Annotated in this window: 18 protein-coding genes; 13 read left to right on the forward strand and 5 right to left on the reverse strand. The window is 57.5% G+C overall.

Annotated features, from left to right (window positions below; all coding sequences use genetic code 11):
- The first annotated feature begins 135 nt into the window (after window positions 1–135).
- The 7 genes from ACR0EO_RS17300 to ACR0EO_RS17330 all read left to right on the forward strand — a co-directional run bounded on the left by ACR0EO_RS17300 (window position 136) and on the right by ACR0EO_RS17330 (window position 6,647).
- Window positions 136–1,839 carry an acyl-CoA dehydrogenase family protein gene (locus ACR0EO_RS17300; RefSeq protein ID WP_480691885.1) on the forward strand — a complete coding sequence of 568 codons (1,704 nt, stop codon included), beginning with the start codon at window positions 136–138 and terminating at the stop codon, window positions 1,837–1,839.
- Entirely contained in the window at window positions 1,839–2,885 is a 1,047-nt protein-coding gene (locus ACR0EO_RS17305; RefSeq protein ID WP_480691887.1) for an MBL fold metallo-hydrolase, read from the forward strand. Before ACR0EO_RS17300 ends, ACR0EO_RS17305 begins: the two co-directional genes overlap by 1 nt.
- A gap of 4 nt (window positions 2,886–2,889) precedes the next feature.
- Complete coding sequence (locus ACR0EO_RS17310; protein WP_480691889.1) at window positions 2,890–3,342, forward strand: DUF6173 family protein; 453 nt, start codon at window positions 2,890–2,892, stop codon at window positions 3,340–3,342.
- A gap of 64 nt (window positions 3,343–3,406) precedes the next feature.
- Entirely contained in the window at window positions 3,407–5,245 is a 1,839-nt protein-coding gene (locus ACR0EO_RS17315) for a glycerophosphodiester phosphodiesterase (RefSeq protein ID WP_480691891.1), read from the forward strand.
- Window positions 5,232–5,792: a hypothetical protein gene (locus tag ACR0EO_RS17320; RefSeq protein WP_480691893.1), complete on the forward strand. Its 561-nt coding sequence runs from the start codon at window positions 5,232–5,234 to the stop codon at window positions 5,790–5,792. Before ACR0EO_RS17315 ends, ACR0EO_RS17320 begins: the two co-directional genes overlap by 14 nt.
- 67 nt (window positions 5,793–5,859) lie before the next feature.
- Window positions 5,860–5,994, forward strand: coding sequence for an aa3-type cytochrome c oxidase subunit IV (locus ACR0EO_RS17325; protein WP_117870443.1), 135 nt, complete (start codon window positions 5,860–5,862; stop codon window positions 5,992–5,994).
- Window positions 5,995–6,014: 20 nt separating this feature from the next.
- A complete protein-coding gene (locus ACR0EO_RS17330) occupies window positions 6,015–6,647 on the forward strand; it encodes a hypothetical protein (RefSeq protein WP_480691895.1) in 633 nt (210 codons plus the stop codon).
- Here ACR0EO_RS17330 and ACR0EO_RS17335 read toward each other — a convergent pair.
- Complete coding sequence (locus ACR0EO_RS17335) at window positions 6,636–6,968, reverse strand: AzlD domain-containing protein (RefSeq protein WP_480691897.1); 333 nt, start codon at window positions 6,966–6,968, stop codon at window positions 6,636–6,638. The two genes, ACR0EO_RS17330 and ACR0EO_RS17335, sit on opposite strands and share 12 nt — an antisense overlap.
- Window positions 6,965–7,681 carry an AzlC family ABC transporter permease gene (locus ACR0EO_RS17340; RefSeq protein ID WP_480691899.1) on the reverse strand — a complete coding sequence of 239 codons (717 nt, stop codon included), beginning with the start codon at window positions 7,679–7,681 and terminating at the stop codon, window positions 6,965–6,967. The genes ACR0EO_RS17335 and ACR0EO_RS17340 overlap by 4 nt, the downstream gene beginning before the upstream one ends.
- Between ACR0EO_RS17340 and ACR0EO_RS17345 the strand changes: the two genes are divergently transcribed.
- Genes ACR0EO_RS17345 through ACR0EO_RS17365 form a run of 5 tightly spaced genes read left to right on the forward strand, consistent with a single transcriptional unit; the run spans window position 7,680 to window position 11,536 of the window.
- Complete coding sequence (locus tag ACR0EO_RS17345) at window positions 7,680–8,618, forward strand: formate dehydrogenase accessory sulfurtransferase FdhD (protein ID WP_480691901.1); 939 nt, start codon at window positions 7,680–7,682, stop codon at window positions 8,616–8,618. The genes ACR0EO_RS17340 and ACR0EO_RS17345 overlap by 2 nt on opposite strands.
- On the forward strand, window positions 8,615–9,145 hold the full coding sequence (locus tag ACR0EO_RS17350; RefSeq protein WP_480691902.1) for a hypothetical protein: 531 nt from the start codon (window positions 8,615–8,617) through the stop codon (window positions 9,143–9,145). The genes ACR0EO_RS17345 and ACR0EO_RS17350 overlap by 4 nt, the downstream gene beginning before the upstream one ends.
- Window positions 9,142–9,786: a molybdenum cofactor guanylyltransferase MobA gene (gene mobA, locus ACR0EO_RS17355; RefSeq protein ID WP_480691904.1), complete on the forward strand. Its 645-nt coding sequence runs from the start codon at window positions 9,142–9,144 to the stop codon at window positions 9,784–9,786. The genes ACR0EO_RS17350 and mobA overlap by 4 nt, the downstream gene beginning before the upstream one ends.
- On the forward strand, window positions 9,783–10,274 hold the full coding sequence (gene mobB, locus ACR0EO_RS17360; RefSeq protein WP_480691906.1) for a molybdopterin-guanine dinucleotide biosynthesis protein B: 492 nt from the start codon (window positions 9,783–9,785) through the stop codon (window positions 10,272–10,274). Before mobA ends, mobB begins: the two co-directional genes overlap by 4 nt.
- Window positions 10,271–11,536, forward strand: coding sequence for a molybdopterin-binding protein (locus tag ACR0EO_RS17365; RefSeq protein ID WP_480691908.1), 1,266 nt, complete (start codon window positions 10,271–10,273; stop codon window positions 11,534–11,536). Before mobB ends, ACR0EO_RS17365 begins: the two co-directional genes overlap by 4 nt.
- Here ACR0EO_RS17365 and ACR0EO_RS17370 read toward each other — a convergent pair.
- The 3 genes from ACR0EO_RS17370 to ACR0EO_RS17380 form a co-directional block, all read right to left on the reverse strand.
- Window positions 11,533–12,525: a hypothetical protein gene (locus ACR0EO_RS17370; RefSeq protein ID WP_480691909.1), complete on the reverse strand. Its 993-nt coding sequence runs from the start codon at window positions 12,523–12,525 to the stop codon at window positions 11,533–11,535. The two genes, ACR0EO_RS17365 and ACR0EO_RS17370, sit on opposite strands and share 4 nt — an antisense overlap.
- A 13-nt stretch (window positions 12,526–12,538) precedes the next feature.
- On the reverse strand, window positions 12,539–13,009 hold the full coding sequence (gene greA / locus ACR0EO_RS17375; RefSeq protein WP_480691911.1) for a transcription elongation factor GreA: 471 nt from the start codon (window positions 13,007–13,009) through the stop codon (window positions 12,539–12,541).
- Between the two features lie 140 nt (window positions 13,010–13,149).
- Entirely contained in the window at window positions 13,150–13,530 is a 381-nt protein-coding gene (locus ACR0EO_RS17380; RefSeq protein WP_480691913.1) for a VOC family protein, read from the reverse strand.
- Window positions 13,531–13,617: 87 nt separating this feature from the next.
- Here ACR0EO_RS17380 and soxR point away from each other — a divergent pair, with 87 nt between their 5' ends.
- Entirely contained in the window at window positions 13,618–14,073 is a 456-nt protein-coding gene (soxR, locus tag ACR0EO_RS17385) for a redox-sensitive transcriptional activator SoxR (protein ID WP_480691914.1), read from the forward strand.
- Window positions 14,074–14,076: the final 3 nt, after the last annotated feature.

Raw genomic sequence — 14,076 nt, forward strand, 5'->3', positions numbered from 1 at the left:
TGGTGACGCCGCGTTTTGATTGCCTGTACCATCTGGCTGGCTAGGTATTTGAATTAATCAAGAATGCATAAAGGTGGGCATTGCAATTTCCAACCCCACCCGCGAAAAACTGAACAGATAGCCCCGAGGGAACTCATGCCATACCGCGCGCCCATTTCCGACTATGAACTGCTGTTCCGCCATGTAGTCGGGTTCGACCAGATAGCCGCAACCGAGAAATTTTCGGAAGCCAGCGAAGATGTCGTTGGTGCGATTCTGACCGAAGCTGGCAAAATGTGCGAAGAGGTGATGGCCCCTCTGCAACGTCCCGGCGATCTGGAACCTGCACGGTTGGAAAACGGCGTGCTGCGGACCTCGCCCGGTTATGCCGACGGTTGGAAGGCGATTGCCGAAGGCGGCTGGATCGGGATGAGCGGTGATCCTGAATATGGCGGTATGGGCCTGCCGATGGCGTTGACCACAGCAGTCAATGAAATGATGTCTGCCGCCTGCCTGTCGCTGCAATTGGCGCCGCTTATGACACAGGGTCAGATCGAAGCGTTGGAACATCATGCCAGCGACGAACTGAAATCACTGTACCTGCCTAAGATGATGTCCGGCGAATGGGCCGGAACCATGAACCTGACCGAGGCGCAGGCCGGGTCGGATGTGGGGGCGTTGTCTTCGAAAGCAGAGGCTAATGGCGATGGCACCTATTCGGTAACGGGGCAAAAGATCTTTATCTCGTGGGGTGACAACGACTTTACTGAGAATGTCTGCCATCTGGTGCTGGCGCGTCTGCCTGACGGTGTGCCGGGGACCAAAGGGATTTCGCTGTTTCTAGTACCCAAGTATCTGCCCGACGAAAATGGAAACCCCGGTGTAGCGAATGATCTCAAGGTGGTTTCGGTTGAACATAAGATGGGCCTGCACGGGTCACCGACCTGCGTGATGCAGTATGACGGTGCAAAAGGCTGGCTCGTGGGCAAGGAACATGGCGGGATGGCCGCAATGTTCACTATGATGAACAATGCGCGTCTGGGTGTTGGTGGTCAGGGTGTAGGTGCTGCCGAAGGCGCCTATCAGCACGCGCTTGCTTATGCGTTGGACCGCAAGCAGGGCAAGACACCTTCAGGAACGATCATCGACCACGCAGACGTGCGTCGCATGCTGATGAGCATGCGTGCTGATACATTTGCCGCACGGGCAATCATGTTGGCCAATGCTGCCGCTATCGATATGGGCAATGCGACTGGCGACCAAGAATGGAGCGCACGTGCCGCGCTTTTGACCCCGATCTGCAAAGCTTTCGGAACCGAAACCGGGATGCGCGTGTCCGAGACGGGTGTTCAGGTGCATGGCGGCATGGGTTTCATCGAAGAGACGGGCGCGGCGCAATTCTACCGCGATGTCCGTGTCACTGCGATTTACGAAGGAACCAATGGCATTCAGGCTATGGACCTTGTGGCCCGTAAGATGATGGATGGTGGCGATGCCGCCTCACGCCTGCTGGACGAGATCGAAGATCATGCGGAAGAGGCGCGGGCCACAATGCCTGATTTGGCCGGGCCTGTTTGGGAAGCCACCGAAAGCTTGCGTGAAGCGACGGAATGGATCGTTGCGCAGTCTGACATGAACGCCCGTTTTGCCGGTGCGGTCCCATATTTGCAGGCATTTGCACGTGTGTTGGGTGCGCACTACCACCTGAAGGCTGCCTTGGCCGAGCCTGATGGACCGCGTTTCAAGCTGGCACGTTTCTACATCAACGCGCTGTTGCCGGAATACGCTGGTCTGTTGGCACAGGCACAGAACGGTGCCGATGATCTCTACGCATTAAGCGTCGAGGAATTGGTGGCGTAATGGACGGGGATACTCCTTTGGCAATCCGATACCCTTGGCCCGAGCCTCCGGCATCAGGTCAGGCGGTTGAGATTGCCGAAGGTGTACTGTGGATGCGCCTGCCGCTGCCCATGGCGTTGGATCACGTTAACATCTATGCGCTGGACGATGGCGACGGATGGACGGTGATCGACACGGGGATGTCCTCGAACAAGACACGCCGAATTTGGGCCGAACTGCTGGCAGGTCCACTTGCCGGCAAACCCGTGACACGCGTCGTTGTGACCCATCACCATCCTGATCACGTTGGAAATGCCGGGTGGTTCCAGTCTGAACACGGCGCTGAGTTGGTGGCATCGCGCACCGCTTGGCTGTTTTCGCGGATGCTACAACTGGATGTGCAGGAAAACTGGCCGCAGGAAACGCTGGATTATTACCGCAGCGCAGGTATGCATCCGGATGTATTGGCCAAGCGCATGACCGAGCGCCCGTTCAATTTCTGCGACACAGTCTACCCGATGCCCCTGGGCTTTACCCGCATCAAACAGGGAAGTGTGATCCGCATGGGGGGACGCGACTGGGACGTCCATATGGGCAACGGTCACGCGCCCGAACATGCCACCTTTTGGAGCCGGGATGACAATCTGGTGATCACCGGGGACCAGATTCTCAGTTCAATCAGCCCTAACCTAGGCGTTTACGTGACAGAACCGATGGCTGATCCGGTAGCGGAATGGCTAGAGGCCTGTGAGCGTCTTCAGGCACTGGCGCGACCGGATCACCTTGCGCTGGGCGGTCATAAATTGCCCTTTACTGGCTTGCCATTGCGCATGCGTCAGTTGATCGACAATCACCATGGCGCGCTGGATCGGTTGCAGGACTATTTGGACACCCCGCAAACTGCGGCAGAGTGTTTTACCCCTTTGTTCAAACGTCAAATTGGCGAGGGAGAGTATGGGCTGGCGCTGGTCGAGGCGGTTGCACATCTGAACCATCTCTACCACATTGGTTCTGTAACCCGAACGCGGCGCGCGGACGGGGCTTGGGAGTTTCAGCGCAAAGGGTAAATCCATGCAGGACCAGATCGAAACATCGGCCGAAGCGGCAGAAGCAGCGGCCCTGCCTCGATGCTACGAAGTGCATTCCAACCCAAACGCGAAATCGGGTGCGAAAGACCTGCCTGGTCAACTGAAGAAACCCGTGGAAACAAAGAGTCCGGCCCAATGGGCGTATGAGCGGCTGATCATGTATATCCAGAATTTTGAACAAACCCTGGATGGCGATCAAGAGGTCGCAATGGGCTTTACCGGTGGCGATGCAGGTGTCATGCGGATCGAAGGTATGGGTTATTTCGATCCCGATATCATCACCTTCTACGGCTCGGACGCGACCGGGGCGCGGACCCAACTTGTGCAGCATGTCAGCCAGTTGAACGTTATGCTGCGCGCGTTGCCAAAATCGGTCGAGGATAAACCCGCAAACCGTATTGGGTTCCGACTGGCCGCGGATCTGGAAGAAAGCTGATCGCCTGACTTGCAATTCACGTCTGCGCAGCCTTGAATGAGTGCACCATTCAGGGGGGTGCCGCGTGTCCGATTTCTCAGCCGTTACAAACGCCTACAAGGGCGCATGGGCGCGTCGGCGCGTCTTTGTGCCGATTTACATCGCTGTGCGTCTGTTGCTGGTCGCTTTGATCGCGCCGGGCGTGGCAATCACTGTGAATCTTGCGGTGTCTTTGTCCAACCAGACCGCACTGACAGATCAGGCGATCGCCGCGTTTATCCTTTCGCCCATGGGCTTTGTCGCGGCCGTCGCTGTGCTTAGCCTGTTTTTGCTGGCTGAGGTGTTTGTTTTCTCGGTTATGGCAGGGTCGTTGAGGATGGGCGAAACCGACCCGTGGCGCGCCGGTAGTTCGGCCGTAGGGCTGATCCTTTCGCGCTTGCCATCTCTGTTTGGATTTGCCGTGCGGTTTGTCCTGCGTGTTCTGCTGTTGGTTCTGCCCTTTGCAGCCGTTTCAGCTCTGATCGCTTGGTGGACGCTGACTGAATACGACATCAACTACTATCTGACGTTCCATCCGCCCTCTTTCTGGATTGCAGTTGTGCTGATTGGGGCTGTTGTCGTGGTCATGGCTTGGGTGCTGATCCGGCGGTTGTCAGCCTGGGCGCTGAGCTTGCATCTGGTTTTGTTCGAAGGGGTTCATCCCGCGCATGCATTCAACATCAGTGCGACCCGGATGGAGGGCAAACGCGGGCGCCTCAAGATCGAATTGGCGATTTGGGTGATCTTGCGCCTGATCATCGCGGGTTTGATCGCTTGGGTCGCGGGGTTGCTCTTTGCCATCGTACCGCTGCAAGGGGCCAGCAATCTGCGATTGGCACTAATCTATAGCTTGTCGGTGGCAGGTCTTTGGTCTTTGGCGGGTCTGGTGTTGGCGGCAACTGCGCTGGGTGCGCTGGCAGTGCTGCTGGACGGGTTCTTTGAGATCAAAACCAAAGAGCCACCGCATCCCGAACCTGGGAATCTGCGCATCCCGATGATTGCCGTTCTGGGTGCGGCGGCGGCTGCAGTCCTGATCGGGTTGTGGTTCGGGCAACACTTGTTAGAGCGCGTTCAGGCCCCAGATCGGGCCGAGGTCATTGGCCACCGAGGCGCGGCAGCCTTGCGGCCGGAAAACACAATGGCCTCTGTGCTGAAAGCAATTGAGGATGGTGCGGACTGGGTTGAAATCGACGTACAAGAGTCCGCAGATGACGTAGTCATCGTTGCCCATGACAGCGATTTCATGAAGCTGGCTGGCGTGAATCTCAAGGTTTGGGATGCCACGATGGAGGACATTGCCGAAATCGATATCGGCAGTTGGTTCGACCCTGAATATGCCGACGAACGCACTCCGACCCTGCGCGAGGTGCTGGAGGCCGCGAAAGGCAAGTCCAAGGTCATTATCGAACTGAAATATTATGGCCACGACGTCGATCTTGAAAACCGCGTTGCTGAGCTTGTCGAAGAGATGGGAATGCAGGACGACATAGCGACTATGTCTCTTAAATATCCGGCGGTGCAAAAGATGAAGAAACTACGTCCTGATTGGAGGGCGGGCGTTCTTGCCGCGACGGCCGTGGGTGATTTGTCGGGGCTTGAGGGGGATTTCGTAGCTGTAAACGCCGCTATGGCTACACCGGGGCTGGTGCGCTCTGTGCATGAGGCGGGCAAAGATATCTACGTCTGGACAGTGAACGACCCGCTGCAAATGTCTGCAATGGCGTCGATGGGTGTAGATGGGCTGATCACCGATCGTCCGGCGATGGCAAATGAGGTGTTACGGGTGCGCGCTGAAATGGGCCCGGCAGAGCGGTTGCTACTGTGGCTGGCGACTGCGTTTGGTATGTCCTTCGATACAGAGGCGATGCGCGATGAGAGTCCGTGATCTGGGCGTTGTCCTCGCCTTGATCGCTGCCCCCGCAACAGCGCAGGACCTCATACGCAGCATCGAAATGCCCTCTCATCGGGCTTTGTTTGCGCAGAGAGGAGACGCCGAACTCATTCCATTCGAAACGGATGGGTGCTCGGGCGGGTTGTCTACCAGTTGGCGTTTTGTGGCCGATACGTTCCCAAAGTTCCGGGCGCTCTACGAAGAGCACCCACCGTGGGAATACTGCTGTGTCACACATGATCGGGCCTACCATAATGCAGGCGGGGCCACGCAGGCCGAGGGAAGCTATGACGCGCGCCTGAGTGCGGATGAAACTCTGCGCGCCTGCGTGACCGAGCATGGAGAGGCTCATGCCGAAGAATATGCCAAACGTTATGAGATGACGCCGGACCAGATTCGTACGGCCCATTCTGTCACTGCTGAGGCCATGTATGCAGCGGTTCGCCTTGGTGGTGGCCCGTGTTCCGGCCTGCCTTGGCGGTGGGGGTTCGGCTATCCCGGTTGTTCTGTCTTCCAGACTCAATCACCTGCGCTGGAATGACGTGGTGACAGGCCTGATATTTTCGATTATCCAGATCTGAAACACGCGAACCAGGAATCTGAAAGTCATGGCTGAATACAAGCACGGTGAGATGGACATCACAGTCCAAACCAAAACCTTCAACGGTTTCATCAAGGCCACCACGTGGTGTGTGGTTGCGATCGCATTCCTCTGCCTGTTTCTGGCGGTCTTCGCCTCTTAATCCATAAACGGGGTCAATTTGTGATCAGGATTTTGTTTGCTTGCCTTTTGGCAGCAATCGTTGCGGGCTGCACCGGATCGCAACGACCTCAGGCGGATCAGTCGGAAATTGTGGCTCGGTCTTATAGTGACCCGGGGCCGTCTACATTGACCCTTTACACCATGATCAGCACTCGGACAGGTTCGGGTGCTCATACATCATTGATGATCGGTGGCAGCGAACGGGTGATCTTTGACCCGGCGGGTTCGTTCCGGGCCGATGTTGTGCCGATCAAGGACGACGTTCTGTACGGAATAACGCCGGCCGTAGAGCGCGCTTATCGCAGCAGTCACGCGCGCGAGACGCATTACGCGCGCATTCAAACCGTCGAGGTTTCTCCTCAGCAGGCTGAGATTGCTCTGCAACTGGCCAAACAGATGGGGCCTGTGCCGGGAGCGTTCTGCGCCAATTCGACTGCGCAATTGTTGCAGCAGGTGCCGGGGTTTGAGCAGATTCAGACCACGTTCTACCCGGTCAATCTGTCCGAACAGTTCGGCCAGTTGCCGGGCGTACAGACGGCTGAATATCGTGAAAACGACGATGCGGATCTGCAAAAGGGGTTAGCGTTCAACAACGAGCGTTTGAACCAACTGGAATCAACGTCAACCCAGTAGATAAAGAAGACTGTACAGCGTACCTGCGCCGGAAAAGATCGCAGCAATTACATTTTTGGTGAACAAGCCAACAGTCAGGGCAACAGCCGCCGCTGCCATCCGCGGAATATCCGGCTGGCCGCCGGTCGCCGTTGGCCATGCGACCAAGGGTGCGATCAGGGCGGGAATAATCGCGACTGCGGTATAGCGCAAATGACGTAGCAGCCACGGTGGCATCGGGCGATCCCCGACCAATCCGATGAAGACAAACCGCAGGGCGTAACTGCCAATGGCAAGCCCGATGATGATCGTCCAGATGGTGACGGGATCCGGCTGGGTCATGCGTTGGCCTTTCTACGTTCACCAATCACCTCGGCTTGAGCTCCTGCGATCATGCCTGCACACCCCGCAATCAGCAGGCCCAGATTGTACGGAATCGCCACAGTCAGCAGCGAAACGACAATTGCCACAAGCGCAGCCACAACATGAGGGAAGGTGCGCATCATGGGTCCGATCATGGCGAGAAACGTGATGGGCAAGGCGAAATCCAACGCCCAGCTTTCCGGAATTCGCGTGCCCAGAACTGCCCCGAGATAGGTTGCCAGTATCCAAAGCGGCGTGATTGGTGTGACCGAACCCACAAAATACGCCATGCGCTGGGGCACGGTCATCTTCGGCTCTTTTTCGAACTGAACGATCGAACTCGCGTAAGACTGATCAACCGTCAGATAGGCAGCGCACGCCCTTTGCCACATCGGAGCCGCGCCCAGATAAGGCGTCAGAGAGGCAGAGTACATCGCCATCCGAAGGTTCACTGCCAAGGCGGATATTAGAATAATCGCCGTAGGGGTCTGATCCTGCAACAATTGCAACGCAGCGAACTGGGCAGCCCCCGCAAACACCGTTGAAGTGAAGGCCATGGTCTGGACGATGTTCAGCCCGGCCTCGGTCGCGAACACCCCAAACAGGGTTCCAAAAGGGATTGCGACAAAGATGAATGGGGTCCCGTCGCGAAAACCCTTCCAATAGTATGACTTGGATGTGGTGTCTGCCATGGCTAAATCCTATGGTGTCAGCCGCAGCAGTAGCGGTCTTGGGAAAGGGTTGCAATTGGCCACGGAATTGGACGTCACCGACTACATCATCGCCCCCGATCCCGGTGCGGCGCGCCTGACCCGCGCTGTTGAGGGTGTAGATCAGAACGGTGAGATCAGCCAGATCTCAGTCGTCGAAGAGCGACCCCTGACGATTTTCCTCAACTCGCAGGAAATTGTGACGGCGATGACCATTGGAGATTATCCAGAGTATCTGGCGCTGGGCTTCCTGCGAAATCAGGGAATGCTGTTGGCCGATGACGAGATAACCCGCGTCGATTACGACGACGATCTGGAAACCGTTGTGGTTCGCACTGCGCGAGAGACGTCATACGAGGACAAGCTCAAGAAAAAGACTCGCACCAGTGGTTGCGCCGTGGGCACTGTATTCGGTGATATGATGGAGGGGCTTGAGGATGTTCGTCTACCCCAAGTTCAGGTGCGTACATCGTGGCTTTATGAGCTGGCCGCCAAGATAAATCGTACCCCGTCACTATATCTTGAGGCCGGGGCCATCCACGGCACAGTCCTGTGTCGTGAAAACCGCCCGTTGGTCTACATGGAGGACGTGGGTCGCCATAACGCAGTCGATAAGATCGCTGGTTGGATGTTGTCCGAGGGCGAGCTAGCCGATGATAAAATTCTTTACACCACTGGCCGGCTGACATCCGAGATGGTGATCAAGACCGCGATGATGGGCATTCCGGTTCTGGCATCTCGTTCGGGCTTCACCGCGTGGGGCGTCGAGATCGCGCGCGAGGTCGGCTTGACCTTGATCGGCCGCATGCGCGGGCAACGGTTTGTATGCCTGTCCGGTGAGGACCGCCTGCTCCGCGACGTGGACCCGGCCAGCGTGGCGGTCGAGGACAAGAAACATCGGCGGAAGAGCGCGGGATGAGTACTACACTGTATATCATGCCGGCTCTAATGTTGTTACTCGCCGGGTGGATCATGGTAAAAGTTGCCCTCCACTATGAGCGCAGCAAGAAAGCCGTCGTTAACAGGATCGCAGCGATAGACCGAGACACGCTGGACCAGCTTGGATGGAAAGCTGGTCCCTACATTAATTTATGGAAGAGCCTTCCGTTTCTGGGACCGGAGTGGAAGCTCAGTGCTCCAAGCCTGCGCGATCAGATGCACGACCTTCAACGGGTGGCGATCCACGGCCTGCCTGCGTCCGATGAGATGGACGTATCTGTTCGAAAATCGGCGCGTAGTTTTCGGCTCTATTTCTGGATGATCGGGGTTCCAGGGTCGTTTTTGGTCTATTTTATTGGGGCTGCGAAGATCGGTAATTGGTTGGGCGGGGTCACCTCCACTCCTCCGATCTATTGGTTTTCTGTAGTGGTGGCCGGTATTGCTATCACCTTAATTCTTCCGTTCGAGAAATATCGAAAATGGCCTAACGTCGAGGAAATGAAATGACCCAACCGCTCGGCGTAATCCTCGCAGGCGGCCTGGCCACCCGAATGGGCGGCGGCGACAAGGGGCTGCTGCAGATCGGTGGGCAGAGCCTGATGTCTCATGTCATTGACCGCCTTGCGCCGCAGGTGGCGGGTTTGGCGCTGAACGCCAACGGTGATCCCGAACGGTTCGCTGACCTGAACCTGCCCATTTTACCCGACACGATCGAAGGGTTCGCAGGTCCTTTGGCGGGTGTACTGGTGGGGTTGGATTGGGCGGCAGAGCAAGGCGCTGACAGCATTGTCACAGCCGCTGCCGACACGCCGTTCTTCCCGCGTGATCTGGTGGCGCGCCTGACCGACGCTGCAAAGGGACAAACCCATCCGCTGGTGCTGGCCACCACGCCGCGAACCGGCGATGAGGCGTTGAAGTCTGGTGGGGGTAAGCGCGTCAACCGGCATCCGACCTTTGGCCTATGGCCCGTTGCGTTGCGCGACGACCTGAGGGCCGCTCTGGACGACGGTTTGCGTAAGGTTGTTCTTTGGACCGACAAACATGACGGTCGCGAAGCGCTGTTCCCGGCGGAGCCGTTCGATCCCTTTTTCAACGTCAACACGCCCGACGATCTGGCGCGGGCGGAAAAACTGCTGGAGCAGGCATGAGGGTCTACGGCGTCACCGGTTGGAAAAACGCGGGCAAAACTGGGTTGATGGAGCGGTTGGTAGCGGAGATCACCGGGCGAGGGTTTTCGGTCTCGACGGTCAAGCATGCGCACCACAACGTCGATGTAGATCAGCCGGGTACCGACAGTTACCGCCATCGCATCGCAGGCGCATCCGAAGTCCTGTTGGCCTCGGGGCGGCGCATTGCGGTCATGCAGGAATTAAGGGGGGCTCCCGAGCCTTCTTTGGCCGAGTTGCTGGAGCGGCTGTCGCCGGTGGATTTGGTATTGATCGAGGGCTTTAAACGTGAAGCCCACCCAAAGGTCGAAGCGTTTCGGGCTGAGGCGAACAATCCGTTGATGGCTCCCGAGAATTCGACCATCCGCGCCGTCGCAAGCGACTCGGTTTTGACAGTGGATTGCCCCGTTTTTGATCTGGATGACACCAGCGCAATCGCAGACTTCATCCTGCAGGAGGTCGGATTATGACCAAGCCTAACATCGCTCCACCGCCCTTGCGCAATGATTGTTTTGCCTTACCCGCAGGGGTGAATTGGACGCCGGTGGATGATGCGCTGGCGTTGCTGCGTACGCGTCTGACGGTGGTCGCTGCGTCTGAGACAGTTCCTTTGACACAGGCTACCGGTCGTATTCTGGCTGAGGACGTTCGGGCGAACCGTTCAAACCCGCCGCAGCCGAATACGGCCGTAGATGGCTACGGTTTCGCTGGCGCCGTGTCGGAGGGCGCCCAGGTAATGGCATTGCATCAGGGGCGTGCCGCAGCAGGCATTCCATTTGAAGGGACGGTTCCAGAGGGTCATGCTCTTAGGGTTCTGACAGGAGCGGCCCTGCCTGCTGGTGTGGACACCGTGATTTTGGAAGAGGACGTTACTGTTCAGGAAGGCCATATTGCTTTTCATGGTCCCCTGAAACATGGCGCGAACACGCGTCGCGCGGGTGAAGATGTGACAGAGGGTGATTTGGCCCTAGCTGCCGGACGCAGGCTTACACCAGCCGATTTGGCCTTGTTGTCCGCGACGGGTATCGCTGAGTTGCCTGTGCGCAAGACGCTGCGCGTGGCAGTTTTGTCCACGGGGGATGAGTTAGTCGAACCCGGAGAGGTCGCTGGCCCCGGTCAAATTTACGACGCCAACCGCCCGATGTTACTGTCTCTGTTGCAGCGCATGGGGTTTCAGCCAGTTGATATGGGGCGGGTCGAGGATGATCGCGAAACCCTTCGGGACCGCCTGGACCTTGCGGCTCAGCAAGCGGATGTAGTCCTGACCAGCGGTGGAGCCTCAGCCGGGGATGAGGATCACGTTTCGGCCCTGCTGCAAGAGGCAGGGGCGATGCAGGAATGGCGCATTGCGCTAAAGCCCGGGCGCCCTCTGGCGTTGGGTATGTGGGACGGCACACCGGTGTTTGGTCTGCCGGGTAATCCAGTTGCAGCCATGGTCTGCACACTGATCTTTGCCCGTCCGGCTTTGGGTTTGATGGCCGGTGAGGGCTGGCAGGAACCGCAAGGCTTTGATCTGCCCGCCGCGTTTGAAAAACGTAAGAAGCCAGGCCGCCGCGAATACCTGCGCGCTCGTGTTCGCGATGGGCACGCAGAGGTGTTTGCATCTGAAGGATCGGGGCGGATCAGTGGGCTTAGCTGGGCCGAAGGGCTGGTCGAGATCGAAGATGGGGCACGTCATATCAAACCGGGCGACAAAGTCCGGTTCATCCCCTACGGCAGTTTTGGTCTTTAATCGAAGGTACCAGCCACGCGCCCAAGCAGCATAAAGGCTCGTGCGGTTCTGGTATCACCAAGCGCGGTCAGATCTGCATCGCTGGCTTCGGGTTCAAACGCGACGATCATATGGTCAAAGCGGCGCAGGAAATGGTGCGCAGCATCGCGAAAGATCGGATCCTGTTTCATGCGCGCTGCGGTCAGTGCCAGCGACGAACGATCCCGAATGCCACCCAAGGCCGCAACGGAACGACCTCTGGCGCCCTGTGCGAACTGCCGCCAGACCTCAGGCCGGGCCATGTCGGGGCGCAGGTCATCCATATAGATGCCTTCCTGGCTGAGTAAGGTCAGAACATCCTGAGAGGCCTGAACTAACTGAGCGGTCTTGCGATCCTTTAGCGCAAGACGCAGGGCATTGAAGCCTTCGGTGTCGTCCTGCGTTTCGGGGAAGTTCAATGCGCGAATAAAGACGTCTGTGCTGAGCGGAGGCGTGATGTCCTCGGCCTGTGTCCCCAGTTCCAGAGACGTTTGATCGCCAGTTCCACTGGGGGCGGCCGCGCGGGCAGGTTCGGTACGCTTTGACGAGAAAGTTGCCAATGCGCTTTCTGTCTTTTTGGCGGTTTCAGCAATCTCGTCCAGTTTCTTGCTGACAGCTGGCTCGCTCGTGATCGCAGTGCGCTGCTGCTGAGCCACATAGGCCTGACGGATCGCATCAATCGCAGTTTGCAGACGGGCGCTTTCCTCGCGCATGATTCTGCTGGCGCGCATGGCTGTAGCGGCTACCCAGATCATTGCCACTGGCATGAATACCGCCAGCAGCGTCACCACGAAACCGCCGCCCTGAGTCTTGTCTGGCAAAACAAGAAACACCACCGACACGACCAGCCAAATCAGGCTGAGCACAATCGCAACAATCTCAATCTCGGTCACAGAGGGCCGGGATGGCTTGTCGTAGATACCCAGCGAGGTCGGTCGCTCGGTTTCTTGCTCAGGCGAGGGCTCAGACATGGGAACGCTCCGGTCAGGCGTACTCGATACTCAGAACTTCATAGGACCGCACACCGCCGGGGGTGCGAACTTCGACGCTGTCGCCTTCGTCTTTGCCGATCAGGGCGCGGGCCATTGGGGACTTGATGTTCAACAGGCCATTTTCGATATTGGCCTCATACTCACCCACGATTTTCCAGGTTTTTTCTTCGTCGGTGTCTTCATCAACCAGCGTGACCTTGGCGCCGAACTTGATCGCGCCGGACAGTTTGGCGGGGTCGATCACATCGGCCAGAGACAGAATACCCTCAAGCTCTTTGATGCGACCTTCGATGAAGCCCTGCTTTTCACGGGCCGAATGGTATTCAGCGTTTTCCTTCAGGTCGCCCAGTTCGCGAGCTGACGCGATCGCTTCGATAATAGCCGGGCGCTCTACGGATTTCAGGTTTTTCAGCTCTGCTTCGAGCGCGGCATTGCCCGCAGGCGTCATTGGAATCTTTTCCATACTCTTGTCGTCCACGCATAAATTGATGCGCCCCGCCGCATGGAACCAGCGTCGGGGCGATTTGATGGGTTGGCGAATACCTGACCCAAATGAGGCGTGAAATGCAAGAGGGCTTGGCCACCCATCGGGCGGATTACAGCCTAGGCGTAACTAATCACCTCGAATTCGATGTCATTGTCATCGTTGAAATAGAATCGCCGGCCGGGCTCGTAATCGGCATGGGATTTGGGAGTAAAACCTGCGTCGATCACTTTTTGCTCTGTGGCGTCGATATCTTCGACCAGAACGCCAACATGATTCAGTCCGCCAACGATGTCGTAACTGCTTTCGCCTGAGGCTTTCGGGTCGCTGGGTGCATAGAGCGCCAGATAGGTATGCTTGCTGCCCACATGCACCGTGTAACCGCCCGCAATGGCCGGGCCTTCCCAGCGTGTTTTCCAGCCAAACACCTTTTGCATCCAAGCGGCCGAGGCCTGTGGGTCGCGGACGGTGAAATTGGTGTGTTCAAGCGTCGCCATCATGGGGTCTCCTATTCGAATTGAGGCTTGTCCCGACTCACCGTAATTTCTAAACCTAACTTTAGGTCAAGGAATTTTTGCGAGGATGAAATGGCGGTATCAGAAGGGCTGGCAATAGGTGCTTTGGCACAACGTACAGGATTGGCTGTTTCTGCCATTCGGTACTACGAGGCACAGGGGCTGATCTCTCCGTGGCGTAATGCCGGTGGGCAAAGGCGTTATCAGCGTGCAGACATTCGGCGGTTGAGTTTCGTCATGATCGCTCAACAGTTCGGTCTGACCTTGCCAGAGATTCGGGACGTCCTGTCGGACTTGCCGGGGAGCCGCACGCCGACGCCCGCAGATTGGCAAAAAATCAGCATTGGCCTTCGGTCTCATTTGGACCAGCGAATCGATACCCTGACGCGATTGCGCGACAATTTGGACGGCTGTATCGGCTGCGGCTGCCTGAGCCTGCCGAAATGCGCCCTTTACAACCCAGATGACCGCGCCAAATCCAATGGTAGCGGTCCCAGGTACCTCATGGGAGATGCTCCGGAGACATAACTG

The organism is Ruegeria sp. BE9, from assembly GCF_056538765.1.